The following is a 25,490-nucleotide window of genomic DNA, read 5'->3' on the forward strand; positions in this document are numbered from 1 at the left end:
GCACGTTCCCTCCGGCACCCCGCCGGACCTCCGTCACGTCCGCCGGAAGGTCGTCCGACGCACGCGCGTCGCCCCCTCTTGGACGTCCCGCCTCCCGGGGCCGTCGCGAACATGACTCATCGGCACATCGGCGGGCCGCGCCGCCCGGCACGGGACCGGTGACCCGCGGATCACGGCGAGTGCGCCGAAGGCGCGACGGTGCCGACACCGGCCTGGCGGCTCGGGCGCCGCGGAAGCGGCGGAAGCGTCGGAAGCGGCGGAAACCCCGTGGTGGGACCGGTCGCCGCGTGCCACCCTGACCGCCGGGCACGAGCCGGAGGAGTGGGGACGTGGGGGCGCTGGAGCCGTACGAGTACGCGGAGCGGGACGCCGTCGGCCTGCGGGAGCTGATCCGCGCCGGCGAGGTGACCGCGGCCGAGGTCGAGGCCGTCGCGCGGCGGGCCCTGGCCGAGGCCGGGGCCGAACTCAACGCGCTCACGCTGCCGCTGCTCGACCCGGCGCCCGCCCACGCGGCCGACGGGCCGCTCGCGGGCGTGCCGTTCGTGGTCAAGGACGGCGGCCCGTTCGTCAAGGGCGTCCCCTTCACCCTGGCAGCCGCGCCGTGCGGGGCGCCGTCGCGGACGCCGACCACGACCTGATGGTCCGTTTCCGGGAGGCCGGGCTGGTCGCGCTCGGCCGGAGCACCGCGCCCGAGTTCGGGCTGAGCTTCGCCACCGAGCCGCTGCGGTACGGGCCGGTCCGCAACCCCTGGAACCCGGCGCGCGGCGTCGGCGGGTCCAGCGGCGGCGCGGCCGCCCTGGTGGCCGCGGGCGCGGTGCCGGTGGCGCACGCCAACGACGCGGGCGGCTCGATCCGCATCCCCGCCTCCTGCTGCGGCCTGGTCGGGCTGAAGCCGTCGCGGGGCCGTACGCCGTCGGGGCCGCTCGCGGGCGAGGCGGCCTTCGGGCAGCAGGCGGAGTTCGCCCTGACCCGGACGGTGCGGGACGCCGCCGCGCTCCTCGACGCGGTCGGTGCGCCCGTGCCCGGGGACAAGGTGACCCTGCCCCCGGTCCCGCGCCCGTACGCCGACGTGGTGCGCGCGGACCCGGGCCGGCTGCGGATCGCGGTGACGACCGCGGCCTGGACCGGCGACCCGGTCGACCCGCGGGTCGCCGCCGTCACCGTGGACACGGGCAAGGTGCTGGAGTGGATCGGGCACCGGGTGACCGAGGCGTCCCCCGCCGTGGACGGCGAGTCCCTGGTGGAGGCGTCGGTGCTGGTCGCGCTGGCGAGCGGCGGGGCGGTGCTGCGCGCGGCGCCCCGGCTGGACCGGTCGCGGCTGGAGGCGGTGTCGCGCGCGGTGCTCGCGGAGACCGAGGCGTGCACGGCGCTGGAGCTGCTGGCGGCCGTCGACGCCCAGCACCGGGTGACGCGCGCGGTCGGCCGCTTCTTTTCCTCGTACGACCTGCTCCTCACCCCGACGCTGGGCGCCCTGCCCGCCCCGCACGGCACCCTCGTCCAGGACGACCCGCAGCACACCGTGCGGTCGTGGCTGCGGCGGCTGTTCGCGTACGGCCCGTTCACGGCGGCGTTCAACGTCTCCGGCAATCCGGCGGTCAGCCTGCCCCTGGGCCTGAGCCGCGAGGGACTGCCGGTCGGGGTGCAACTGGTCGCCGCGCAGGGCCGGGAGGACCTGCTGCTGGGCGTCGCCGCCCAGCTGGAGCAGGCCGTTCCGTGGCGGGACCGCCGGCCGCCGTACACCGTCGGCCGGATGCCGTCAGGTCGTGCCCGGGGTGGGCGGTACGACGGGGACGGTGGGCCCTGAGGTGGGCTCGGCGGGAGTGGTCTGCGCGGGAGTGGGCTGCGCGGGGGAGGTGCCGGGGGCGGTGGGCGAGGCCGTCCGGGGTGAGCCGCTGGGGACGGGGGTCGGCGGGGTGCTCGCCGTCGCCGGGAGCGTGTAGACGTGGCCGGGGGACACGATCTTCGTGATGGCCTGGGCGAACAGGGTGCTGGGCTCGCTGCCCTGGTGGGCGGTGTCCGAGTTGAGCAGCAGGACGAGGGTCGCCTCCGCGTCGGGGAGGTACACCACCACGGTCTGGTAGCCCGGCAGGGAGCCGTTGTGCCCGATCCAGCCGTGGTTGTCGAAGACGCCGAGGCCGTAGCCGACGCCCGGGATCCCGGTCCCCTGGAAGTCCAGGCGTTCCTTCTGGCTGGCGGGGGAGAGGATCGTCCCGGTGGCCAGGGTGTGCGCCCAGGTGCGCATGTCCCGCAGGTCGGAGACCATCGCGCCGGCGGCCCAGGCCCACGAGGGGTTCCAGCCGGTGGCGTCGGTCTCCTGCCCGTTCGGGGTGTCCGTGGTGTAGCCGTGGGCGTGCGAATCCGGCAGGGACGCGTTCTTGGGGAACGAGGTGTGCCCCAGCCGGGAGGGCAGGACGACGTTGCGCCGCAGGTAGTTCGCGAGCGGCTGCTTGGCGACCTTCTCGATCACCATGCCGAGCAGCACCGTGTTGGTGTTGGAGTACTGGAACTGCTTGCCCGGCGCGGAGTTCGAGGGGTGCTGGAAGGCGTAGGCCAGCAGCTCCGCGGGGAGGAACTCGCGCTCGGGGTTCTCCTTCAGCGCCTTGTCGAAGCCCTGGTCCTCGGAGTAGTTGAACAGTCCGCTGCGCATGTCGGCCAGCTGGCGCAGGGTGATCCTGTCGCCGCCGGGCACGCCGTCCACGTACTTGCCGACCGGGTCGTCCAGCTTCACCTTGCCCTGGTCGACGAGGCGGAGCAGCCCGGTGACGGTGAAGGTCTTGGTGACGCTGCCGATGCGCATGTACAGGTCGGACGTCATCTTGGTGTTCGTCTGCTTGTCGGCCACCCCGAAGGCGTGTACGTACGAGCCCTTGCCGTTCGCCCACACCCCGGCGATCACGCCGGGCACGCCCGTCTCCTTCAGCACGTCCTGGATCGCCGTGTCGAGCCGCTTCGCGGTGTCGCCGCTCAGTTCGGGGAAGGACGCGCTGCCGGGCGCCGCCGTGCCGCCGGTGTCCCCGGCGGCGGGGGACGAGGACGCCGCGGCGGGGGCCGTGGCGCCGTGCCGGTCGGTGCGGGCGGGGCCGCCGCAGGCCAGGGCCGTGGGAAGGGCCGCGGCGGCCAGCGCGACCGCGATCGCCCGGCTCACGGTGCTGCGGTTCCGGGGCGGACGTGCGCACGTGGGCGTCATATCGGTTCTGTGCCTTCCGGCCGAGGGATGAGGGCGAGGGCGCGCCATCGCGAACGTAAGCCGCTCACCGGGGAACGGCGACCGGAGAGCGGCCGGGCACGGCCGTGCGGGTGAGGACCGTTCGCCACCGGGGTCTTGACGGGGCGTCGGATCGTTGGGTTGAGTGGATGAGCCACTGAGCCACTGGAGGGTGAGATGGAAGCGCTGCCGCGTGAGTCGATCGTGGACGTCCTGGAGGACCGGCTGCGCGAGGAGATCCTCGCCGGCCGCCACCCCGCCGGCACGCTCCTGCCGCCCGAACGGCAGCTCGCCGAGGGGTACGGCGTCACCCGCACCACGCTCAAGCACGCCTTCGGACGGCTCGTGCAGGCCGGTCTGCTGGAGACCCGGCACGGCATCGGCACCCGCGTGCGCGACTACGAGCGGCTCGGCGGCGCCGACCTGCTGCCGATGCTCGTCCGGCACGACGCGCGCTGGCTCGGCGAGATCTTCGAAGTGCGGCACGGCGTGGGCACGTTGATCGCCGGCACGGCCGCCTCGCGCGCCACCGCCGCCCACCGGACCCGGCTGCGCGAGCGGGTCGAGGCCGTCCGCGAGGCCGCCGAACCGGACGCGGTGCAGCTGGCCGACGCCGAGGTGCACCGCGCGCTGGCCCGCGCCACCGGCAACCGCGTCTACGTGCTGCTCACCAACACCCTCTTCAACGCCTACCTGCCGATGCGGCGCCACCTGTCCGGTCCGTTCCAGGACGCGGAGGAGGCGCACGCGCGGCTCGAACCGGTCGTCGCCGCCGTCGAGGCGGGCGACGCGGCGGCGGCCCGCGAGGCCGCCGAGGCCTATCTGACCGCCACCGAACGGATCATGCGCGCCGGGCTGAAGGCGGCGGCCCGGTGAGCGGCGGCTCCCGCGGCACCGTCTTCGCCGAGACGATGACCGGCACCGTCCGGCTGTCCGGCGAGGACCGCGACCTGCCGGTGCGGATGGAACTCACCGTCCGCTGCGACCGGTTGCTGCTCCCCCACCGCACCACGCCCGCCCGGGTCACCGGACGGCTGCGCATCGCGGGCCGCGCCGACGACGCCGCGGCCACCGGCACCCTGGAGATCTCGCCGCTGGCCCGGCGGCGCGTCCACTACCGGCTGGAGTTCACCCTCGACGGGCGCGGTTGCGTCCTCGACGGCTGGAAGTCCGTCACCCCGCGGCACCCGCTGCGGTCGATGACCGTCCTGCCGTTCACGCTCACTTGGGACGGATCCCCGGAACCGGCCGGCACCGGCACGCTGCGCTTCCGCACCGCCTCCGCCCTCGGGCCGTTCCTCGCGAGCTTCCGCTTCCCGGTCCGCGACGAGGCCCGCGCGCAGTGGGCGCCCCGCTCCGGCGCCGCCGCGGGCCGCACCGAGGTCTGGTACACCACCGCCACCGACCCCGCCACCGGCGCGGGGCTGTGGCTGCACCACGAGATCGTCACCCCGGCCGACGGCAGCGGCGCCCACGCGCACGGCTGGGCGGCCGTCTTCCCCGCCAAGGGCGCGGAGCCCGTCGAGCACGCCCGCTTCGGGCCGGTGCCGTGGACGGCCGCCGACGGCGTGCCGGAAGGCTTCGCCGCGGGCGGCGTCGAGGCCGTGCCGGGGCGGCTGCGCGGCACCGCGGGCGCCCTGTCCTGGGACCTCGCCGAGGACCCCGGCGACGCCGAACCGCTGTGGACCTTCCCCCGCTGGTCGTGGCGGCGGCCGCTGCTCCCGGCGGCGCAGATCGTGCCGGCGCCGCGCGCCCACTACACCGGCCGCGTCCGCCACGGCTCCAACGCACTGGACCTGCGCCGGGCGCCCGGCGCGACCGCCCGGATCTACGGGCACGGCAACGCGCGCCGCTGGGCATGGCTGCACGCGGACCTCGGGGGCGGCGACGTCCTGGAGATCGTGGCCGCCGTCTCCACCCGGCCCGGACTCGACCGGCTTCCCCCGCTGGTCTTCCTGCGGCTGCGCAAGGACGGCCGCGACTGGCCGCGCGGCGGACTGCGCCCCGCCCTCGGCCGCGCGGGACTGCGGCGCTTCACCGCCGCCATCGGCCTCCCGCAGTGGACCGTCACCGGCCGCGCCGGCCGGCGGCGGATCACCGTACGGGTCACCCAGCACCCGGAGCGCACCCTCGCCCTGGACTACGCCGACCCCGACGGCGCCGCCGCCGTCTGCCGCAACAGCGAGACCGCCGACGCCCACGTCCTCCTCGAACGCCGCGCGTCGGGCCGCTGGCACACCGAGGCCGAATGGACCCTGGACGGCACCGCCCACGCGGAGGTCGGCGACCGGTGAGCGCGGTGCACGGACTGGTGGCGGCGCTGCTGGCCGCCGAGCCCGCCGAGGCCGGGGGCGACTGGACCGCCGGAGTGGCCCGGCGGCTGGAGGGCCTGCTCGCGGCGATGCCCGCACCGGCGCGGCACGGCTTCCGGGCCGCGGCAGCGGCGGTCGACGGATACGCCAGGACCCGGACCGGGCACGGACTGGAGCGGCTGACGCCGGACCGGCGGGAGGCGGTGCTGACCGGGCTGGCGGCCCGGCCCGCGCTGCTGCCCCTGCTCGACGTGGTGAAGGTGCCGGTCCTGCTGGCGGCCGGGACCGAGCGGATGCTGCGCACGGGCGCGCCCGCCGCCGTGCCCGCCGCACCGCAGGACCCCCCGCTGGACTGCGTGCCCGCCGCGCACTGGCCGGACCGCTCGACGGCGGACGCCGTCGTGATCGGCTCCGGCGCGGGCGGCGCCATGGCGGCCAGGACCCTGGCGCGGGCCGGGTTGCGCGTCCTGGTCCTGGAGGAGGGCCGCCGGCACACCACCGCGGAGTTCGGGCGCCGGGCCCCGCTCGACCGCTTCGCCGAGCTGTACCGGGACGGCGGCGCGACCGTCGCCCTGGGCAGCCCGCCGCTCGTCGTGCCCACCGGACGCGCGGTCGGCGGCACGACGGTCGTCAACTCCGGTACCTGCTACCGCACCCCGGACCATGTGCTGGCCCGCTGGCGCGAGCGGCACGGGCTCGGCGCCCTCGCGGACGCGGAGCGCTTCGGCGCGCACCTGGACGAGGTCGAGCGCACCCTGCGCGTGGCCACCCAGCCGCTCGACGTCCTCGGCCGCAACGGCGCGCTCGCCCTGCTCGGCGCCCGCGAACTCGGCTGGCGGGCCGGCCCGCTGCGGCGCAACGCGCCCGGCTGCCGCGGCTCGTGCCAGTGCGTGGTGGGCTGCCCGGCCGGGGCCAAGCAGAGCGTGCAGCTGTCGGTGCTGCCGCAGGCGTGCGCCGCCGGGGCGCGCATCGTCACGGATGCGTCGGTGCGCCGGGTGCTGACCGACCCGGACCGGCCCGGCGGCCCGCGGGCCCGCGGGGTGGCGGTGCGGCGCGCCGACGGCAGCACCCTGGAGATCCTGGCCCCGCTGGTGGTCGTCGCCGCCGGGGCGCTGGAGACCCCGCCGCTGCTGCGCCGCTCCGGCCTCGGACGCCATCCGCGGACCGGCCGCAACCTCGCCGTGCACCCGGCGACGAGCGTGGCCGGGCGCTTCGCCGAGCCCGTCGCGGACGGCGGCCCCGCGGTGCTGCAGAGCGCGGGCGTGGAGGAACTGCACGCGGACGGCATCCTCATCGAGGCCACCGCCCCGCCGCCGGGCATGGGCTCCTTCGTCCTGCCGGGTGTCGGGCGGGAGTTGCGGGCGGAGCTGGAGGACTCCGGCCGGCTGGCCACGTTCGGCGCGATGATCGCGGACCGGCCGGGCGGCCGTGTGCTCGGCCGCGGGCGCCCGCTGCTGCGCTACGACGTCGACCCGCGCGACGGCCGCCGTCTGCTGCGCGCGATGCGCGCCATGGGCGACCTGCTGTTCGCCGCGGGGGCCCAGGAGGTCCTCACCGGCATCCCGGCCCCCCGAGGGCCCGCACCCCCGCCGAACTCCAGGACGCCCTGGCGCGCGTGACCGTCCGTCAGCTCCATCTGTCGGCGTTCCATCCCACCGGCACCGTGGCCATGGGCGCCGACCCGCGGACCGCGCCCGCCGGACCGGACGGCCGGCTGCGCGGCGTGTCGGGCGTCCACATCGCCGACGCCTCCGCGCTGCCCAGCTGCCCGGAGGTGAATCCACAGCTCAGCATCATGGCGATGGCACTGGCCGTGGCGGAGGCCGCGGTTGCCCGGGTCGGCTGAGCCGGAGCACCGCGCGGGTCGTCGTGCCGTGCGTGTACGGCTGCCGCCGTGCCTGCGTACGGGACGGTGCGTCTGCGCGAGTGCCGGCCCATCACAGCGGTCCCGCCACCGTTTCCGACATGCCCACCTCGGGATGGTGCAGATCGAAGGCCGGCGATTCCGACCGGATGCGCGGCAGCGAGCGGAAGTTGTGCCGCGGCGGTGGGCAGGAGGTCGCCCACTCCAGGGAGCGTCCCCAGCCCCACGGATCGTCGGTCTCCACCTTCTTCCCGTACTTCGCCGTCCGCCAGACGTTGTAGAGGAACGGCAGCAGGGACAGCCCCAGCAGAAAGGAGCTGATCGTCGAGACGGTGTTGAGAACGGTGAAGCCGTCGGCCGCCAGGTAGTCCGGGATGCGCCGCACCATGCCTTCCGCACCCAGCCAGTGCTGGACCAGGAACGTGCCGTGGAAGCCGGTGAAGAGCGTCCAGAAGGTGATCTTGCCCAGGCGTTCGTCGAGCATCTTGCCGGTGAACTTCGGCCACCAGAAATGGAGTCCCGAGAACATCGCGAAGACCACCGTTCCGAAGACCACGTAGTGGAAGTGCGCCACCACGAAGTAGGTGTCGGAGACCTCGAAGTCCACCGGCGCCGAGGCGAGGAGCACCCCGGTGAGCCCGCCGAAGACGAAGGTGACGAGGAAGCCGGTCGCCCAGAGCATCGGGGTCTCGAAGCTCAGCGAGCCCTTCCACATCGTCCCGATCCAGTTGAAGAACTTCACCCCGGTCGGCACCGCGATCAGCAGCGTCATGAAGGAGAAGAAGGGCAGCAGCACCCCGCCCGTCACGTACATGTGGTGCGCCCAGACCGTGACCGACAGGCCCGCGATGGAGATGGTCGCGGCGATCAGCCCGGTGTATCCGAACATCGGCTTGCGCGAGAAGACCGGGATCACCTCGCTGATGATCCCGAAGAACGGCAGCGCGATGATGTAGACCTCTGGGTGCCCGAAGAACCAGAACAGGTGCTGCCACAGCAGTGCCCCGCCGTTCGCCGGGTCGAAGATGTGAGCCCCGAAGGTCCGGTCGGCCTCCAGAGCGAAGAGCGCGGCGGCCAGCACCGGGAAGGCCATCACCGCCAGGACACCGGTGAGCAGCACGTTCCAGGTGAAGATCGGCATCCGGAACATCGTCATGCCGGGAGCGCGCATGCAGACGATCGTGGTGACGAGGTTGACCGCGCCCAGGATCGTCCCGAAGCCGGACAGCGCCAGTCCCATGATCCACAGGTCGCCGCCCACCCCGGGCGAGTGCACGGCGCTCGACAGCGGGGAGTAGGCGAACCAGCCGAAGTCGGCCGCGCCCTGCGGGGTCAGGAAACCGCTCACCGCGATGAGCGAGCCCAGCAGGTAGAGCCAGTACGCGAACATGTTGAGCCGGGGGAACGCGACGTCGGGTGCGCCGATCTGCAGCGGCATGATCCAGTTCGCGAAACCCGCGAAGAGCGGGGTGGCGAACATCAGCAGCATCACCGTCCCGTGCATCGTGAAGAGCTGGTTGAACTGCTCGTTGGTCATGACCTGCATGCCGGGGCGGGCGAGCTCGGCGCGCATCAGCAGCGCCATCAGGCCGCCCCCGCAGAAGAACGCGAATGCCGTGACCAGGTAGAGCGTGCCGATGGTCTTGTGGTCCGTGGTGGTCAGCCACCGCACCACCGCGGTCCCGCGTACGTCACTGATCCTCATGCCCGCCAGGTGTCCGGGACCGCCCGGTGCGTCACGGGAGGACGCCCGCGAGGACCGGCGAAAAGATCACACCGGACGGGTGTGATGATCGGGGCCATGGCGGACACCAAGCGGTCATGAGCACGGACGAGACGCACAGCGAGGCGTTCGCCACGGCCTACCGCGAGCACTACTGGGCGATCTGCCGCTACATCGCGCGGCGGCTGGACGGCCAGGAGCAGGACGAGGTGGAGGAAGTCGCCGCGGAGGTCTTCGCCGTCGCGTGGCGGCGCCGCCGCGAACTCCCCGGGCAGCCGCTGCCCTGGCTGTACGGCGTGGCCCGCAACTGCCTCGCCAACACCGTGCGCGGCCGGAGCCGCCGCCGCAGGCTGCTGGACCGGATAGGGAACCACGAAACGGCGCACGGCACGCACCTCGTGCCGAGCCCCGACACCGAGCGCCCCGGGGCGTGGGTGCACGAGGCGCTGGAACAGCTGCCGGACACCGACCGGGAAGCGCTGCGGCTGACCGCCTGGGAGGAACTCGACGTCGGCGAACTGGCGGTCGCCCTCGGCTGCGGCCGGAGCGCGGCCGCCATGCGGCTGCACCGCGCACGGCGCAGGCTGCGCGAGCAGATCGACCGCATGGGGATGACGGTGGCGGTGGGCGCGGCGCCCCACGCCGCACAGGCCGTACCGGCCATGCGGAACACGGGCGAAGGGGAGTCACGGCCATGACCGAAGAGCGGGACCTGGAGCTGCTGCGGCAGGCCGACCCCGTACCGGCGGGCGATCCGCGGTGGGCCGACCGCCCCCTGGACGCGCGCGCCGAGCATGCGATGCGCCGGCTGATGCGGCCGGCGCCGGCGCGGCGGCATTGGCGCGTGCGGCGCCTGGTACCGGCCGGCGTGGCGGCGGCCGTCGGCGTCACCGCCGTCCTGGCCTTCACCCTGTCGGACGCCGGCAGCACGCCCGCGGTCGCGGCGCCCGTCGCGCTGCGGCCCGAGGCCGGTTCCCCGGCGGTGCCACTGGCCGACATCGCGCGGGCTGCCCGGGACGCCGCCGCGGCCGGCGGTGACACGGTGCCGGGGACACGGGGCGGCGCTCACGTGATGTCGTGGAGCATGAGCATGGAGGAGGGTCCCGTCGCACGGCCGCCCGTCACCGTCCCGGAGGAGCGTCTGACCCGGTGGAACGCCGACGGCAGCGGTACCGAACTCGTCGTCGCCACCGACCCTCTGCACCCGGGCGCGCCCGTCATCACCGACCCCGGCGGCGCCCCCCGCACCGTCGCGGACGGCAAGGTGCTGCACCGCGCGTCGTACCCGCCCGGCACGCTGCTGCCGTACGGGCTGTCCGGTACCGAGCCGCCGCACGACGCCGCGGAGTGGCGCGGCTACCTGCGCGACGTCTACGGCTGCGCCTGCACCCGCACGCAGGACCTGCTGGACGTGCTGCCCTCGGTCCTGGGCGACTGGACGCCCGGCGCCCGGGACATCGCGGCGATCGACGCCCTGCTGGCCGCCGCGAAGGACCTGCGCCCGGTCGGGGCGATCACCGACCGCCTCGGCCGCCCCGGGCAGGCGTACGTCCTCGACACCGGCATCACCCGCATCATGGTGATCCTCGACCCGCGCACCGGCGGGGTCCTGGGCATCGAGACCACCTTCACCAAGGACCAGGCGGCATACCGGGTACGGGCCGGCGACGTGATGTCCTACGAGGCGTGGATCCGAGACGCGGACTGACCGGCCGCCCCGGCGCTCACTCCATGCCGCGCCTGCCGGGAGTCCAGAACGGCTTGGTCAGCACCGACCGCCGCTCCCAGCCGCGTTCGCGGACCAGCACATTGCGCACGAGCTGCACGGTGCGGGCCTCTCCCGCCACGTAGGCGACGCCGCCCGCCGGGTCGTCCGGCAGGTCCAGCGCCCGGACGGCCTCGGCGAGTGCTTCGGAGGCCGCGGCGGAGGCCTCGCCCCGCAGCCGCCAGGTGAGCCGGTCGGCGTGGGCCAGGGGCAGCCGGTCCTCGGCGGTCGCCGTCTCCACGCAGCCGTGCACGGACGCGTCGCCGGGCAGCGCGGCGAGCATGGCGCCCAGCGCCGGCATCGCCGTCTCCTCCCCCACGAAGACGTGGTGCCGGGCCCCCGGGCGGAGCACGAACGACCCTTCCGGCCGGCCCAGCCGCACCCGCGTCCCCACCTCCGCCGCCGCGCCCCAGCGGGCGCCGGGACCCGGCTCCGGGTGCTCCAGCACGCACACCTCGATCGCCCCCGCCGGGTCGTGGTGCCACACCGAGTACGTCCGCCGGGTCAGCCCGTCCACGTGCACCCGCACCTGCTGCCCCGGCCGGCAGGCCGCCTCGCCCAGTCCCGGCCCCTCGATCCGCAGCCGCCGCATGCGGGCGGCCACGCGCTCCACGGACACCACCGTGCCGTGCAGCAGGAACCGGTCGAGCAACCGGTCGCGCAGGGGGGTGCGTTGGCTGCTGATCGCGTTCATTCGGGGGGAACTCCTCGCCGCGGGGCCGCAGATGCGGGTCCACCGTAGGTCAGGCGAAGCGTGCGCCGGCCACCGGCCCCGCGCCGGGCGCCCGTTCGCGCCGTCCGGCCGGCCACCGAATTCACGCCGTGACGGCGGCCGCCCGGCCTGTACGGAGGGGGGCCTCCCGCCCGGGCCGCCCCCCTCCTGCCGTCGCACACCGACGCGCTACCGCGCCCCGAGCGCCGCGGCGAGCCGGGCCGCCGACGTGCCCAGTCCCTGCGGCCCGGCGGGGGCCTGGGGGCTGCCGGGCGGGCGGCGCACTTCCTCCTCGTCGTAGCGGTGGCAGCCGCGGTGCCAGGCGAGGATGCCCGCGAGCCAGTTCTCCAGCTCGCGCACATGGCGGTCCACGGCCGCGCGGGCCTCCGGGCCGAGGGCGAAGTCGTCGCAGAGCACGGGCAGTTCGTTCGCCGCCACGTGCTGGAACTCCCGCATGCGCCCGGCCATCAGGTCGTGGACGACGGCGAGCGAGGCCTTCTCGTCGCAGTCGAAGAAGTTCTGCACCACCAGCAGGGCGTTGTGGATCTCGCCCTCGAACTCGATCTCCTTCCGGTAGGAGAAGACGTCGTTCAGCAGACCGGCGTAGTCGGCGGCGGAGTTCTCCAGCGACCGCATCGTCCCGCTGCGGTGGACCTCGTCCGGCAGGACCTCGCCGTGCTCCAGCCGGCACAGGCTCATCGTCAGCTCGGACCCGAAGGTGCGGCGGCGCATCTCCAGGTAGTCGACGGGATCGGGGATCCGGTTCTGCGCCTGATTGGCCAGCTCCCACAGCCAACTGGCGGTCATGCTCACGACGGCGGCCCGGAGACGGTGCCGCGCCTCGGGCGTCATCGGCCCTGATGTGCGCGTCCACAGGTCGGCGAGCCCGCGCTCCAGTGCGTTGAGCGGGGCAGGCGCCGGCGCGCCGTCGGCCGGCACGAGGGCCGAGAGGCGGTCGTGGGCGGCGCGGGCGCCGGCCAGGTCGCGGGTGCGGCCGAAGACGGCGGGGAACCAGTCGTCGGCGTAGGTGCCCCAGGTGAGCCAGCCGGAGGTGAGCTCCAGGTCCTCCGGGGACGCGTCGGGATGGATGCCCGCGGCGCACAGCGCGAAGTCGAACGCGACGAGTTTGCGCTCGTCCCACACGAAGGAGCGAGGGACCCCGGGCTGCGGCTCCAGCATGCCCATCCGGTGCGCCCAGTCGACGACATGGCGCCGCGCCCCGTCCAGGTGCGGGCTGAGCCCGGCGGGGAACGGCATGGGGAAGTCGGGCAGCGGGAGCGGCCCGGTCCGCCGCGGCCGGTGGGTGAAGGCCCGGGCGCGGGCGGCCTCGGCGCGCCCCGTGGTGCGCACGGTGCCGGCCGACAGGCCGATCCCGCCGGGCAGCGCGAAGGGCGACCAGCCCGGGCGGGCGGGGGCTCCCGCGCCGCCGCCGTTCATGTAGCGGCTGGACCGCATGTGCCACTCGTGGCCGCCGGCCTGCCAGTCCTGGAGGCCCTTGATGTACGCGAGCACGGCGGCGCACTGCGCCGCGTCGAGCCCGTGCTCGGCGCACAGCGGCGGCAGTTCGGTCACCGCGGTGTTCTCGAACTGGTGCAGGCGGGAGGTGAGCAGGTCGTTGACGGAGTCCGCCGCCTCCTGGGTCGTGCACCCCAGGAAGGTCTCCAGGACGAGCACGCCGTTGCTGAGCTCGCCCTCCTCCTCGGTCTCGCGCTGGTACGAGAACAGGTCGTTGCGCAGGTGGACCGCGTCGGAGAAGGCGTCCCGCAGCACGAGCATCGGCCTCGACCCGGCGATCGCGGCCGGCACCTCGGCCCCGGCCGCGTACTCCACCAGGCCCGCGGACCACGGCGCGCCGCCGACCTTGCGCCGCATCTCGATGTACTCCACCGGGTTGGGCACCCGGCCCGCGTTGATGTTGGACAGCTCCCACAGCGACTCGTTGAGCAGGTGCTCGGTGCTCTCCGCGAACCGCCGGCGCCAGTCCGGCGACATGGCGGGGACGGTGCGCCGCCACAGGTCGGCGAGCCCCGCCTCGACCGGGTTGACCGGCTCCGGCATGTCCTGCGCCAGGTCCATCGGCATGAAGGCGGGCAGCCGGTCGAGGTAGGCCTTGCCCCCGCGCCGGTCCTGGGAGCGCTTGAACGTCTCCAGGAAGTGGTCGTCGAAGAAGAAGACCCACACGTACCAGTCCGTCACCAGGGAGAGTTCCGGTCCCGGGCAGTCGGGATGCGTGTAGGCGCACAGCAGCGCGTAGTCGTGCGCGTCGAGGTCGGCGGTGTCCCAGATGCCCGAGCCCTCCAGCATCCCCATGTCCCGCGCCCAGGTGCGGGAGTGCTCCCGCGCCTCCTCCAGATGGGGGTTCAGCCGCGCCGGGTACGGCAGGTAGAAGTCGGGCAGTTCAAATGGCTGCGTCACTCGTTCAGCGCTACCCGTGCGGGTGGGGGCTATCCGGCAGGACGGTTTTGTCACACGAAGGGGTGATGAACCGAACATGACGCCGCGACCCGGGTGGCGTTCGGGGACGCCTCCGGGGCCGCGGCGTGCTTGTGCACGGCAGGGCCGGCCGCCGACCGGTCAGGCCGGGTGGCCCAGCTTGTCGTCCCTGCCGTGGCCGTCCCCGCCGTGGTGGTCGTGGTGGTCGAAGTGGTCGGGGTGGTCGCCCCAGCCGCGGCACAGGGCCCAGATGATGAAGATGTCGATCGCGATCATCAGGAAGGCCCAGAACGGCGTGTAGGGCAGCCAGGCGAAGTTGACCAGGATGTTGAACGCGATCAGCGCCACACCCGCGACCCGTGCCCACTTCGGCGCGCTGGAGAGCAGCGCCGTGCCGACGATGAGGACGAGGACTCCCAGCACGAGGTGGATCCAGCCCCAGGCCGTCAGGTTCCACTTGAAGATGTAGTGGCCCAACCGCACCCAGACGTCGTCCTTGGCGATGGCGGAGATGCCCTCGAGGATGGCCCAGACACCGGAGACCATCATCAGGACGCCCGCGAACACGGTCCCTCCGGTCGCCCAGCCCGAGTGGTGGTGCGGCTGCTTGACCGACTGCGTCTGCTGGCTCATCACAACGCTCCCATCGCGTCGGTGGCTGACACCTCACACGGTCCGCCCGCGCCGCCCGTTCGGCCATCCGCGCTGGGCCGTCCGGGTGACGCGGGAGCGGCGCCACCCCGCCCGCGGGATGATCGGTCCATGGCAACCACACTCCGGCTGTCCCAGCAGCCCGAGGCCGACGCCCTGCTCGGCCGCAGCCCGCTCGCCGCCCTCGTCGGCATGCTCCTCGACCAGCAGATCCCGATGGAATGGGCCTTCACCGGCCCCTGGACCCTCGCCACGCGCATGGGCCGCGACGACCTGGACGCCCACGAGATCGCGGCGTACGACCCCGAGACCTTCGTCGCCCTGTTCTCCGAGAAGCCGGCCGTGCACCGGTACCCGGGATCGATGGCCAAGCGCGTCCAGCAGCTGTGCCAGTACCTCGTCGAGCACTACGACGGCGACGCCGAGGCGGTCTGGCGCGGCGTCCGCGACGGCAAGGAGCTGCTGCGCCGGCTGGGCGACCTGCCCGGCTACGGCAAGCAGAAGGCGCAGATCTTCCTGGCCCTGCTCGGCAAGCAGCTCGGCGTCACCCCCGAGGGCTGGCGCGAGGCCGCCGGCTCCTACGGCGACCAGGGCTCGTTCCGCTCCGTGGCCGACATCACGGGCCCGGAGTCCCTGGACAAGGTGCGGGCCTTCAAGCAGGAGGCCAAGCGCGCGGCGAAGGCGGCCCAGCCCGCGAAACCCGAGAAACCCCAGCAGAAGGGCTAGCGGCGGCGCCGCCGCTTGGACGTGCCGAAGAGGGACCGGGTGATCTCGCGCCCGATCTGCGTGCCGACGGAGCGGGCCAGCGACTGGAAGACGCCGCTGCCCATCACCTGCTCCACGACGCCCGGTTCCTCCGTGGACCGCTGCCCGCGTTCGGCGGGTGCCCGGGACGCGGGCGGGGGCGGGGCGGCCTGCGCCGCGGCCCGTTCGGTCAGGCGCTCGTACGCCGACTCCCGGTCCACCGCCTGGGCGTAGCGCGGGTAGAGCGCGGAGCCCTTGACCGCCGCGTCCAGCGCCTCGGGGGCGACGGGCCCCATCAGCGACCGCGGCGACCGCAGCCGGGTGGCGGCGACCGGGGTGGGGGCGCCGTTCTCGCCGAGCACCGTGACCACTGCCTCGCCGGTGCCGAGACCGGTGAGCAGTTCCTCCAGGTCGTAGGGGGAGACCGGGAAGGTCCGGACCGTCGCCTTGAGCGCCTTGGCGTCCTCCGGGGTGAAGGCGCGCAGCGCGTGCTGGACCCGGTTGCCGAGCTGGCCCAGCACCTCGGCGGGCACATCCTTGGGCGTCTGCGTCACGAAGAAGATCCCCACCCCCTTGGAGCGGATCAGCCGCACGGTCTGGGTGATCGCCTCCAGGAACGCCTTGCTCGCCCCGTTGAAGAGCAGGTGCGCCTCGTCGAAGAAGAAGACGAGTTTCGGCCGCTCCAGGTCGCCGGCCTCGGGCAGTTCCTCGAAGAGGTCCGCCAGCAGCCACATCAGGAACGTCGAGAACAGCCGCGGGCGGTCCTGCACGGCCGCGAGTTCCAGTACGGACACGATTCCGCGCCCGTCCCCCTCCGCCGTCCGCAGCAGCTCGGCCGTGTCGAACTCCGGCTCCCCGAAGAAGGGGCCGGCGCCCTCCGCCTCGAAGGCCGTCAGCGAGCGCAGGATGACCCCGGCGGTCGCGGGCGGGATCCCGCCGATCCCCTTGAGCTCGCCCTTGCCCTCGTCCGAGGTGAGGAAGGCGACCACGGCCCGCAGGTCCTTGAGGTCGACCAGCTCCAGGCCCTTGCTGTCCGCGTAGTGGAAGATCAGGCCGAGGGACTGCTCCTGCGTGGTGTTGAGCCCGAGCACCTTGGAGAACAGCACCGGGCCGAAGCTCGTCACCGTGGCCCGCACCGGAATACCGGGGCCGATGCCGCCGAGGGCGTAGAACTCGGCGGGGCAGCCCTGCGGCGACCATTCCTGGCCGGTCTCGGCGGCGCGCCGCGCCACGCGGTCGCCCGCGGTCCCGGGCGCGGAGACGCCGGAGACGTCGCCCTTCACATCGGCGAGGAAGACGGGGACGCCCTGGGCCGACAGCTGCTCCGCGATCAGCTGGAGCGTCTTGGTCTTGCCGGTGCCGGTCGCGCCGGCGACCAGCCCGTGCCGGTTGAGCATGCCGAGCGGGACGCGGACGGGGGCGTCCGGAAGGCATCGTCCGTCCCACAGGAGCGCCCCGAGTTCGAGCGCCGGTCCGGTGAACGCGTACCCCTGGGCGATGGCCCGGACGGCGTCGGGCGTCGTCGGCGTGGTCATGGGCTGCTCCGCTGCTCCCGCTATCACCGTATTTGCCCACCATCGCACTCCTGCGCCATTGCTGCGCCCGTACGCCCTTGCCCGGTAGGCTTTCCGTGTGATCTTCAAGCGCATCGGAAACGGGCGGCCGTATCCCGACCACGGCCGGAAAAGCACCCGTGAATGGGCGGACGTCGCCCCACGTCCGGTACGCCTCGACCAGTTGGTCACCACGAAGGGGCAACTCGACCTGGAGACCCTGCTCGCCGAGGACTCGACGTTCTACGGGGACCTGTTCGCCCACGTGGTGAAGTGGCAGGGCGACCTCTACCTGGAGGACGGGCTGCACCGCGCCGTGCGCGCGGCGCTCCAGCAGCGCCAGGTGCTGCACGCGCGCGTGCTGGAAATGGACTGACGCCGGTCCGGTCCGCATCGGCCCGGACGGGTGAGGCGGCACTTTCGGGCCGGTCCTGACATCCGTTCAGCCGATTGTTGACCCTTTCGGGTTCAAGTCGTCCCGATTGGCCGCGATTGGTTGATCGTTTAGTAGGCCAAGTCGGAATCCAGCACTACGCTGCGCACATGAGCATGCTGACGCCCCCTGGCATGGGCGGGAAGTACCGTGTCACCGGGAACCAGTACCCACGAATGCGCCGTCCGCGGAGCCGGTTCAGGATCGTGACGGTACTGGTCACGACCGTCGCCGTGCTCGGCCTCGCCGGCTGGGGCACGCTGCAGCTGGTCGATGTCTTCGACGGCGACGCCGCGGCCAAGGGCAGGACCGCGCAGGCGGCCAACGCCTCCAAGGAGCGGGCCTGCAAGGCGGCCGCCCCCGCGCCCGGTACGTCCGGCGCCAAACCCACCGCGTTCCCCGAGCCCGGGCAGCTCACGGTCAACGTCTACAACGCGACCGCCAAGAGCGGCCTCGCCAAGAAGACCGCCGACCAGCTCGCCGCCCGGGGCTTCAAGATCGGCACCTTCGGCAACGCCGACCCCCAGTACGACCGCAAGGTCACCGCGGCCGCCCTGCTGCTCGGCGGCTCCGGCACGAAGGCCGAGGCGGCCATGAAGCTGGTCGGCGCCCAGTTCAAGGGCACCACCACCCTCAAGCCCGCCGGTCCCAAGAGCAAGCACGCGCCCAACACCGTCGACCTGATGATCGGCAAGGGCTTCACGACACTCGCCGCCGACAGGGTCGTCAAGCAGAACCTCGTCGTCCTCGCGAAGCCGAGCACGGCCCCCCGGCCCGCCGGCTGCTAGGGCGCTCCTTCACGACGTCAGGGCGGTACGGACCCCGCACCCCGGGGTCCGTACCGCCCTGACGTCTGCGAACGCGGCCCGTCAGCCCGCCGTGCCGTAGAGGCGGTCGCCCGCGTCGCCGAGGCCCGGGACGATGTAGCCGCTCTCGTTGAGGTGGCTGTCGACGGCGGCGGTGACGACGGTGACCGGCTTGCCCGCCAGGGCGCGCTCCATGGCCTCGACGCCCTCCGGGGAGGCGAGCAGCACCACGGCCGTCACGTCGTCCGCGCCGCGCTCGATCAGCAGGTCGATCGCGGCGATCAGGGTGCCGCCGGTGGCCAGCATCGGGTCCAGCACGTACACCTGCCGGCCGGACAGGTCCTCCGGCATGCGCGTGGCGTAGGTCTTGGCCTCCAGCGTCTCCTCGTCGCGGATCATCCCGAGGAAGCCGACCTCCGCGGTCGGCAGCAGGCGCACCAGGCCCTCCAGCATGCCGAGTCCGGCGCGCAGGATCGGCACGACCAGCGGCCGCGGGTGGGAGAGCCGTACGCCCGTGGTCCGCGCCACCGGCGTCGTGATGTCGACCTGCTCGGTGCGCACATCACGGGTGGCCTCGTAGGCGAGCAGGGTGACCAGCTCGTCGGCCAGCCGCCGGAAGGTCGGCGAGTCGGTGCGCTCGTCGCGCAGCGTGGTGAGTTTGTGCGCCACCAGGGGGTGGTCGACGACATGGATCCGCATGCCCACGACTTTAACGGCGTGGCCCGCGCCGGGCAGAAGCGGCCGCCCGGAGCGCCTGTGCAAAGGGCCGCATTGAAACCACACTGAAGGGGGAAGACGAGCCATTGCGCCCGGACCGTCCCGCCCGGGCCCCGCGGATCACTAGAGGTGGTGCCCCATGGGGGAGCACGACGACAGTGGCGCCGACGAGAGCGACGCCCGTACCCAGCAGGAGCGCGACGCGGAACGCAGAAGGCGGCGCGCGATGTTCCTGCGGGAGCTGAACGAGGCCAAGGAACTCCGTGACCGCGTGCAGCCGCGCAGGGCGCGCGCGGCGCGGGCGCGCCAGCAGATGCGGATGCGCACCTTCCGCTGGTAGGCCACCGGGACGGGCGAACCACCCCCGCCGGAGGTGTTCCGGCGGGTCCGCGCAGGCCGCCGCAGGGAAAAAGCCGGAAGCCCTGGCACGCGGCACGCGCGGAAGACCCTTCGCAAAGCCGAGGTTTCTGCCACGATGCCGAGTGTGGGCGGGGACCCCGAGCTGATCATCCGGCTCCCGCCCGAAAGTCCGGACGGCCTGAGACCTGTGGGAGAGTCACGGTGTATTTCGCCGCACTGCTCGCGCGCACCGAGGACGGTTGGGAAGCGCGCGAGACCGATCTCGACGATGTGGAAACCCTCGGCGACCTGACCGAGGTGGCCCGCGCCGCCTCGACCGAGGAGGATACGGTCCTGGTCTTCATCGAGCAGGAGGACGCCTGGTTCGGCGTCGTCCGCGTCGACGGTGAGGAGGACCCCCGGATCTACGTGTCCGACGCCGCGGCCGCGGCCCGCAGCTCCTACGGCGAGATCCTGCTCACCGACGAGCTGCTGGGACGCGACCCCGAGGACCTGGACGAGATCGTCGACCTCGACGGCACCGAAGAGGGTGACAGCGAGGAACTCGACGACGACGACGTGGTGCCGGGGCCGAAGGAGGTACACGTACCCGTGGGCCCCCTCGGCGACGCCGAGCTCCTCAAGGACCTGGGGATGGACGACAAGGAGCTGCTCGCGCTCAGCGGCGACGGCGCGCTGACGGGCGAGGCCCTCGGCGAGATCGCCGACTCGCTGGGCTGCGCGGACGTTCTGGAGGCGGTCCGCTGACCGACCCCGACCCGCTCCGCGACCCCTGGGCCGGGCCCATGCGGCTCGCCCTCCACGAAGCGACCCTCGCTCCGCGCACCGGCGACGTGCCGGTGGGCGCGGTCGTGCTGTCCCCGGACGGCACGGTCATCGGCCGGGGCCGCAACGAACGGGAGGCGTCCGGCGACCCGACCGCCCACGCCGAGGTCCTGGCGATCCGCGAGGCCGCCAGGACGGCCGGTTCCTGGCGGCTCGGCGGCTGCACGCTGGTCGTGACCCTGGAGCCGTGCACCATGTGCGCGGGCGCCGTGGTCCTGTCCCGGCTGGACCGCGTGGTCTACGGCGCCCTCGACGAGAAGGCCGGCGCGGCCGGTTCGCTCTGGGACCTGGTCCGCGACCGGCGCCTGAACCACCGCCCGGAAGTGATCTCCGGGGTGCTCGCGGAGGAGTGCGGTGAGCTGCTCACGCGCTTCTTCCGCACAAACGATTTCGGAGCACACCCGGACGTCCGCTAAGCTCTCCCTCGGTAGCGTGTCCGAGCGGCCTAAGGAGCACGCCTCGAAAGCGTGTGAGGGGGCAACTCCTCCGTGGGTTCAAATCCCACCGCTACCGCTCTGAGCAGGTGAGGGGCGTCACCTAGGAACTTCCTAGGTGACGCCCCTCGTCCGTTGGTCTCAGTTCCGGTCTCAGCTGGCCGGTACGAGGGCTCCTGAGGAGCCGCCGTCGTCCTCCTCCGGTTCATCCCGCGGGGAGCACCACAGGGTGCTTCCTGGCTTGCCGGCAATGTTCTGCGAGACGGGGTCTGCAGCACGGCACGTGGGCTGGAACGGTCAGCATCGGCGCGGCGGACGCTCCACATGCTCGTGACGGACATCGCGCAGTCCCTCGAAGCGGCCGGCATCCGCAAGCTCGTCCTGGTGAACGCCCACGGCGGGAACTACGTCCTGTCGAACATCGTCCGGGAAGCCCACCTCATCGAGCCGCGCATGAGCCTCTTTCCGCAGAGCGGCGAATGGCACCGCGCCCGCGAGCGCGCCGGCCCGGCAACCAACGCGCACGAAGACATGGACGCGGGAGAGATCAAAACCTCGATCCTCCACCACGCGGAACCGTCCCTCGTCGGCCCCGGCCACGAGACCGCCGACCACGACGGCGGCGAACGTCGCTTCCTCCTCACCGAAGGCATGAAGGCGTACACCGAGACCGGCGTCATCGGCTTCCCGTCCCACGCCACGGCCGAGAAAGGTCGCGGCGCACATGAGGGTCCTGGGCCAGTGACGAAAGGTGGCTCGCCCCCTTGCGGGCCGCACCGGCTGAGTACGATCACCTGCACCGGTCTGAGTACGCCGGCGGTTGCCCGCCGCGCGCGGCGCCGGAAGGGTGAACGCATGCGTCGACTGCTTTTGCTCGCCCCGCTGTTGCTCGCCCCGCTGCTGCTGTCCACCGCCGGCTGCGGGGTGGTGCAGTCCTCCGAGGACGAGGCGACGGACGCCGCGCGTGAGGTGGCGCGGAAGGCCGGCGAGCGGCTCTACGGGCAGCGTCCGCGGACGGCGGAGGAGGTCGGGCGCTCCGCTTCCGGCATCGACGGGGTGGAGGTCCTGCGGGTGACGGGTACCTCGACACACAACGGGGACGGCATCGACGTGGTCGTCCGCACATCCGGCTCGGCTTACAACAGATGGCTCGACGCCGAGGAGGTCACCGTGCAGCGCTGTTTCGCGGTGCGGGTGTCGCCCAAGTCAGAGTGGCGCGAGGATCCCCGTGACGTGGACTGCCCGGATGGCCCCCCGCTGACCTTCGCCCCGCCACCCGAACCGCCCCGGCTGCCGTACGAGGAGCTCCAGGTGAAACTACCCCGGGTGCCGGAGGGCGACCGGGTGGACGAGGCTGAGGTGCGCCGCACGCTCGCTGCCCTGGACCTGGATCCGGCGATCCGTACCGAGGTGAAGGCGGACGACGGCCGGGTCGGTGTCCTCCTGTCGGTAAAGGGCAACGGCTTCGACGCACAGGACTGCCTTCTTGCCCGCGTGAGTCCCGGCGCCACCGAGGTGTGGGTGCCGCCCCAGATCCAGCGGATGCCCGGAGAGGGCGGCTGCACCGTCGGTAACGCCCTGGACCCGGCACCACCACCGCACTGAACGGGGTGACTGCCTCCGTCGAGAAGCCGCCTGCACCTTCCCCGCCGCCTCCGCGATGTCGCTCAGCGCCTCCGCCGTCCCTCAGTAGAGGCTGGTGAGGGGGCAACTCCTCCGTGGGTTCACATCCCACCGCTACCGCTCTGAGCAGGTGAAGGGCGGCACCCAGGAGCTTTCCTGGGTGCCGCCCTTCGGCTTTGCTCCCACATCCGGTCTCAGCTCGGCCCGCACAAGGGCCCCGGGGACGGGAGAACCAGCGCCGTAGCCCTGGCCATTCCGCTGAGGAACCGCACGCCGCCGGAGGCCCGGCAGCCCGAGCTGCCGGGTCCCACGTCGTCGCCGGCCCGCTGCCCGCGCCGCGGGTCAGTCCTCGTCGCGCGTCACCCGGGTGGTGACGGTCGCGAGGTTGTTGCCGGGATCGGGGTCGGGCGTGCTCGCGACCGCACGGGCCGTCGCGGTGACCGGGCCGAGGCCGGACGGCGCGGTCAGGTCGACCTCGAACGTCGCCGTGCGCCCGGGCGCGAGATCACCGATGGTCCACACGACCCGCTGGATCGACGGGTGCGGGCCGCCGCCGCTGAGGAACCGCACACCGCCGGAGGCGCGGGTGCTCGCTCCCCACCAGGTGATGTCGGGGACGGGTCCGTCCTCGGGGCCCGGGCCCGGATCGTCCTCGAAGGGGCGTCCGCGGCCGAGGAGCTCCAGCGTGGCGGCCACGCCGGTGGCGGTGTCCGGGCCGTTGTTGACCACCCGCACGGTGTACGTCATCGGGCCGCGCGGGCCGACCCCCTCGGGCGCGCTGAGGGTGATCTGCACATCGGCGGTGCCGCCCGTGGCCGCGAGACCCGTGCCGGACAGCGCCGCGCTGCGGACGCCCGCGGTGGTGTCCACGGTCAGCGCGGCGGTGCGCGGCCCGGTCGCCGTGGGCCGGAAGGTCACGGCGATCGTGCAGCGGGCCCGCGGGGCGAGGGTGCCCGCGCAGGTGCCGGTGCCGAGGGCGAAGTCCGCTGCGTCCGCACCGGACAGGGTCACGCCGTTCACGGTCCGGGGCGTGGCGCCGCGGTTGGTGAGCGTGAACGTCCGTTCCGCGCCGGTGGTGTTCAGCGGCGCGCTGCCGAAGTCCAGGCTCGCCGGGCTCAGCGCGATGTCGGGCGTGGCGATGCCCAGGTTCAGGTCGCTGGGTCCGGCCACCCCGTTGCCGAAGGCCACCGTGGCCGAGGAGGTCGCGGTCGGGCCGGAGGGGGCGGTGGCCACCCGTGCCGTGTAGGAGAGGGTCACCGTCCCTCCGGCGGCCAGCGTGCCGCCGGACGCCGCACCTGCGCCGGTGCCGAGCCGTGCGGTGACCGAGGACGCGGTGACCGTGACGGTGTCCGTCGGCGGCGCGGCGCCGTCGACCCGGAGGTTCGTCACGTCGGTGAGATTGGTGAGGGTGTCGGTGAGGACGACGCCCGTCGCGGGGGCGTCGCCGGTGTTCACCACGGCGCGCGAGACGGCGACGGCGTCCCCGGGGGCGAGGCCGCCGCCGTCGACGTCGGTGATGCTCGACGTCCTGAACTCGGGCTGCGCGGCCTGGGGGTAGCTGAAGCCGTACCCCAGGGCGACGCCCGCGGTGCCGCGGCCGCCGGTGAACCTGCCGTCCGCGGTGGTCGCCCCCGGCTGCCAGGCGCTGTCGCCGACGGCGGCGAACTCCCCGGCGCCGATGGTCACCGGCGACCCCTTGGTCGCCCCGCTGTCGACGCGGACCCCGACCGGGGAGGCCCCGGCGCCGACGGCGTCGTCGAGCAGACCGCCGACCCGTACCGTCCGTGCCGCCGCGGCCGCGATCTGCGGGGACGCGGCGCGCGGGGTGTCACCGTCCTCGACCAGGGCGCCGGGACCGGCGACGAGCACCACACGCTTGGGGACCGCGCCCTTGGCGGCGCCCCCGGTATAGGTGGCGGCGAGCCGCCAGCGGGTCGCGGTGCCCCCGTCGACGGTGCCGGTGAAGGTGGCGTCGGCGGCCCTGCCGGTGAAGACGGCCGGCAGCTGTGCCATGGCGATGGTGCGGCCGCCCACGGTCGTGGTGGTGACGGCGGCGTCCGGCAGGGTCACGGACGTCGTGCCGTCGCCGAAGTGGTAGGCGCTGTCGACGCCGGCCGGGTCGGCGGGAGCGCTGTCGGAGGAGAAGAACACGAAACCGGCGTCGAGCGTGCTGCCGTTGGGGGGTGCCGCCACGAGCCGCGCGCCGGTGCCGCCGGCCCCGCCGGCGTGGGCGAAGCCGTCGCCCGCCGTCGTCACGGTCCGCTGCAGCGTCAGCGGGGGCACGGGGGTGCCGGTCCCGGCGGCCGCGGCCGGCAGGACGGCGGGCAGTCCGAGCGCGAGCAGTGCCGGGGCGACGACGGCGGCCGCGACACGGGGGAGCGACAAGCGTCGGGATATCTGACGCACGGTCAAGGAAACCTCCGCAAAGGGGCGCGGTCGTGGGGGGACGAAGCGCGTTTTCCGTATGGTGATCAGTCAATTACGCACCGTAGGGGCGGGGGGATGCCCCTGCCACCGGGCGTCCGCATCCGGGTGATCATCCGGCGTGCCGCTCCGCGGTCGCGGGAACTGACGGCCCGGAAGACGGGGCGGGAACCGGGCCCGCTGACGCCCCGTCGGCCCCGCGCCGGGCGGGCACGGCTGCTCCGCGCACGGTCGTCCGGGCAGGCCGCCGAGGCCCTCCGGGCACGCCCGCGAGCCGCCGCGGCCACCTCTCCGGAGCACCTGCGAAGAGCCTGAGGTGACGCCACATGAGACCGCCTGATTAGCCCATCCGGTGGATACACTCCAGCCATGGCGCAGGCGAAGAAAGTCACCATGTACGTCCTCGTGGTCTTCGTGCTCTATACGATCATCACGTCGCCCGGACGTGCCGCTGACCTTGTACAGGTGGGCTTCCAGGGCATATCGGACGCCGCCAAGGGCGTCGGTGAGTTCATGACCGCGCTGATCAACTGATCGGCCACGACCACGAGGAGTCGGCGCCGTGATTCGCCACCTGGTCCTGTTCAAGCTCAACGAGGGCGTCGAGCGCGACGACCCGCGCGTGGTGGCCGGCGTACGGGCCTTCGAACAGCTCGACGGCCTGATCCCGGAACTCCTCTCCTGGGAGCTCGGCTGGAACATCTCGCCGCGCCCCATCGCCTACGACTTCGCCCTCAACGCCTCGGTCGCCGACGAGGGCGACCTCGCCGCCTATCTGTGGCACCCCGCCCACCAGGCAGGAGTGGCGCAGTGGCAGGAATTCGCCACCTGGGTGGTCGCCGACTACGTCGTCGAGTGACGGCCCCGGCCGGCCCCGGTCCCGAACAGCCCTTCGCCCGCCGGGCG

23 protein-coding genes, 1 tRNA gene and 2 pseudogenes are annotated in these 25,490 nt (G+C 73.6%); 18 read left to right on the forward strand and 8 right to left on the reverse strand.

The window, feature by feature from the left end; translation table 11 throughout:
• Positions 1-329 precede the first annotated feature (329 nt).
• A complete protein-coding gene (locus tag ACIP64_RS27215; RefSeq protein ID WP_401591707.1) occupies positions 330-638 on the forward strand; it encodes a hypothetical protein in 309 nt (102 codons plus the stop codon).
• The gene (locus ACIP64_RS27220; protein WP_401591709.1) at positions 602-1,804 is read left to right on the forward strand and encodes an amidase; all 1,203 of its coding nucleotides are present in this window, start codon (positions 602-604) and stop codon (positions 1,802-1,804) included. The genes ACIP64_RS27215 and ACIP64_RS27220 overlap by 37 nt, the downstream gene beginning before the upstream one ends.
• On the opposite strand, the gene ACIP64_RS27225 is transcribed toward ACIP64_RS27220, so the two are convergent.
• Positions 1,757-3,145: a serine hydrolase domain-containing protein gene (locus ACIP64_RS27225; protein WP_401591711.1), complete on the reverse strand. Its 1,389-nt coding sequence runs from the start codon at positions 3,143-3,145 to the stop codon at positions 1,757-1,759. The two genes, ACIP64_RS27220 and ACIP64_RS27225, sit on opposite strands and share 48 nt — an antisense overlap.
• Positions 3,146-3,382: 237 nt before the next feature.
• On the opposite strand from ACIP64_RS27225, the gene ACIP64_RS27230 reads away from it, so the two are divergent.
• The 4 genes and pseudogenes from ACIP64_RS27230 to ACIP64_RS27245 all read left to right on the forward strand — a co-directional run.
• A complete protein-coding gene (locus tag ACIP64_RS27230; RefSeq protein ID WP_401591713.1) occupies positions 3,383-4,081 on the forward strand; it encodes a FadR/GntR family transcriptional regulator in 699 nt (232 codons plus the stop codon).
• A complete protein-coding gene (locus ACIP64_RS27235; RefSeq protein ID WP_401591715.1) occupies positions 4,078-5,499 on the forward strand; it encodes a hypothetical protein in 1,422 nt (473 codons plus the stop codon). Before ACIP64_RS27230 ends, ACIP64_RS27235 begins: the two co-directional genes overlap by 4 nt.
• Positions 5,500-5,945: 446 nt before the next feature.
• A pseudogene (locus ACIP64_RS27240) lies at positions 5,946-6,650 on the forward strand (GMC family oxidoreductase N-terminal domain-containing protein); the annotation flags it as partial.
• Between the two features lie 311 nt (positions 6,651-6,961).
• A pseudogene (locus ACIP64_RS27245) lies at positions 6,962-7,363 on the forward strand (GMC oxidoreductase); the annotation flags it as partial.
• A 91-nt stretch (positions 7,364-7,454) separates the two neighbouring features.
• Here ACIP64_RS27245 and ctaD read toward each other — a convergent pair.
• Complete coding sequence (ctaD, locus tag ACIP64_RS27250) at positions 7,455-9,086, reverse strand: cytochrome c oxidase subunit I (RefSeq protein WP_401591717.1); 1,632 nt, start codon at positions 9,084-9,086, stop codon at positions 7,455-7,457.
• 116 nt (positions 9,087-9,202) lie between these two features.
• On the opposite strand from ctaD, the gene ACIP64_RS27255 reads away from it, so the two are divergent.
• Complete coding sequence (locus ACIP64_RS27255; RefSeq protein ID WP_401591719.1) at positions 9,203-9,802, forward strand: RNA polymerase sigma factor; 600 nt, start codon at positions 9,203-9,205, stop codon at positions 9,800-9,802.
• Entirely contained in the window at positions 9,799-10,812 is a 1,014-nt protein-coding gene (locus ACIP64_RS27260; protein WP_401591721.1) for a CU044_5270 family protein, read from the forward strand. The genes ACIP64_RS27255 and ACIP64_RS27260 overlap by 4 nt, the downstream gene beginning before the upstream one ends.
• 16 nt (positions 10,813-10,828) lie before the next feature.
• Here the strand turns inward: ACIP64_RS27260 and ACIP64_RS27265 are convergent, their stop codons facing one another.
• The 3 genes from ACIP64_RS27265 to ACIP64_RS27275 form a co-directional block, all read right to left on the reverse strand.
• On the reverse strand, positions 10,829-11,563 hold the full coding sequence (locus tag ACIP64_RS27265; protein ID WP_401591723.1) for a siderophore-interacting protein: 735 nt from the start codon (positions 11,561-11,563) through the stop codon (positions 10,829-10,831).
• Between the two features lie 207 nt (positions 11,564-11,770).
• A complete protein-coding gene (locus ACIP64_RS27270) occupies positions 11,771-13,996 on the reverse strand; it encodes a germacradienol/geosmin synthase (RefSeq protein ID WP_401591725.1) in 2,226 nt (741 codons plus the stop codon).
• A 159-nt stretch (positions 13,997-14,155) separates the two neighbouring features.
• A complete protein-coding gene (locus ACIP64_RS27275; RefSeq protein ID WP_401591727.1) occupies positions 14,156-14,647 on the reverse strand; it encodes a hypothetical protein in 492 nt (163 codons plus the stop codon).
• A 129-nt stretch (positions 14,648-14,776) separates the two neighbouring features.
• Here ACIP64_RS27275 and ACIP64_RS27280 point away from each other — a divergent pair, with 129 nt between their 5' ends.
• Entirely contained in the window at positions 14,777-15,391 is a 615-nt protein-coding gene (locus ACIP64_RS27280) for an HhH-GPD-type base excision DNA repair protein (protein ID WP_401591729.1), read from the forward strand.
• Here the strand turns inward: ACIP64_RS27280 and ACIP64_RS27285 are convergent.
• Positions 15,388-16,944: a helicase HerA-like domain-containing protein gene (locus tag ACIP64_RS27285; RefSeq protein WP_401591731.1), complete on the reverse strand. Its 1,557-nt coding sequence runs from the start codon at positions 16,942-16,944 to the stop codon at positions 15,388-15,390. The genes ACIP64_RS27280 and ACIP64_RS27285 overlap by 4 nt on opposite strands.
• A gap of 97 nt (positions 16,945-17,041) precedes the next feature.
• Here ACIP64_RS27285 and ACIP64_RS27290 point away from each other — a divergent pair, with 97 nt between their 5' ends.
• Both ACIP64_RS27290 and ACIP64_RS27295 read left to right on the forward strand, forming a co-directional pair.
• On the forward strand, positions 17,042-17,338 hold the full coding sequence (locus tag ACIP64_RS27290) for a type II toxin-antitoxin system VapB family antitoxin (protein WP_319134963.1): 297 nt from the start codon (positions 17,042-17,044) through the stop codon (positions 17,336-17,338).
• A gap of 167 nt (positions 17,339-17,505) precedes the next feature.
• Positions 17,506-18,183, forward strand: a complete 678-nt coding sequence (locus ACIP64_RS27295) for a LytR C-terminal domain-containing protein (protein WP_401591734.1) — start codon at positions 17,506-17,508, stop codon at positions 18,181-18,183.
• Positions 18,184-18,264: 81 nt separating this feature from the next.
• Here ACIP64_RS27295 and upp read toward each other — a convergent pair whose 3' ends face one another.
• Positions 18,265-18,900: a uracil phosphoribosyltransferase gene (gene upp, locus ACIP64_RS27300; protein WP_360904179.1), complete on the reverse strand. Its 636-nt coding sequence runs from the start codon at positions 18,898-18,900 to the stop codon at positions 18,265-18,267.
• Between the two features lie 157 nt (positions 18,901-19,057).
• Between upp and ACIP64_RS27305 the strand changes: the two genes are divergently transcribed.
• The 5 genes from ACIP64_RS27305 (at position 19,058) to ACIP64_RS27325 (ending at position 22,142) form a co-directional block, all read left to right on the forward strand.
• Complete coding sequence (locus ACIP64_RS27305) at positions 19,058-19,258, forward strand: hypothetical protein (protein WP_401591736.1); 201 nt, start codon at positions 19,058-19,060, stop codon at positions 19,256-19,258.
• Between the two features lie 221 nt (positions 19,259-19,479).
• Entirely contained in the window at positions 19,480-20,025 is a 546-nt protein-coding gene (locus ACIP64_RS27310; protein WP_401591738.1) for a hypothetical protein, read from the forward strand.
• Between the two features lie 38 nt (positions 20,026-20,063).
• On the forward strand, positions 20,064-20,519 hold the full coding sequence (gene tadA / locus ACIP64_RS27315; protein WP_401591740.1) for a tRNA adenosine(34) deaminase TadA: 456 nt from the start codon (positions 20,064-20,066) through the stop codon (positions 20,517-20,519).
• Positions 20,520-20,529: 10 nt separating this feature from the next.
• A tRNA-Ser gene (locus tag ACIP64_RS27320) sits at positions 20,530-20,616 on the forward strand.
• 245 nt (positions 20,617-20,861) lie between these two features.
• The gene (locus ACIP64_RS27325) at positions 20,862-22,142 is read left to right on the forward strand and encodes a creatininase family protein (protein WP_401591742.1); all 1,281 of its coding nucleotides are present in this window, start codon (positions 20,862-20,864) and stop codon (positions 22,140-22,142) included.
• A gap of 360 nt (positions 22,143-22,502) precedes the next feature.
• On the opposite strand, the gene ACIP64_RS27330 is transcribed toward ACIP64_RS27325, so the two are convergent.
• Positions 22,503-24,545 (reverse strand): choice-of-anchor D domain-containing protein, encoded by a 2,043-nt coding sequence (locus ACIP64_RS27330; RefSeq protein ID WP_401591744.1) that lies wholly within the window; start codon positions 24,543-24,545, stop codon positions 22,503-22,505.
• 408 nt (positions 24,546-24,953) lie between these two features.
• On the opposite strand from ACIP64_RS27330, the gene ACIP64_RS27335 reads away from it, so the two are divergent.
• Together ACIP64_RS27335 and ACIP64_RS27340 are read left to right on the forward strand one after the other, a co-directional pair.
• Positions 24,954-25,118, forward strand: a complete 165-nt coding sequence (locus ACIP64_RS27335) for a hypothetical protein (RefSeq protein WP_319663804.1) — start codon at positions 24,954-24,956, stop codon at positions 25,116-25,118.
• A gap of 28 nt (positions 25,119-25,146) precedes the next feature.
• Positions 25,147-25,443: a Dabb family protein gene (locus ACIP64_RS27340; RefSeq protein ID WP_401591746.1), complete on the forward strand. Its 297-nt coding sequence runs from the start codon at positions 25,147-25,149 to the stop codon at positions 25,441-25,443.
• Positions 25,444-25,490 lie beyond the last annotated feature (47 nt).

Source organism: Streptomyces sp. NPDC088733 (assembly GCF_044751185.1).
In the GTDB taxonomy this organism is placed as follows: domain Bacteria; phylum Actinomycetota; class Actinomycetes; order Streptomycetales; family Streptomycetaceae; genus Actinacidiphila.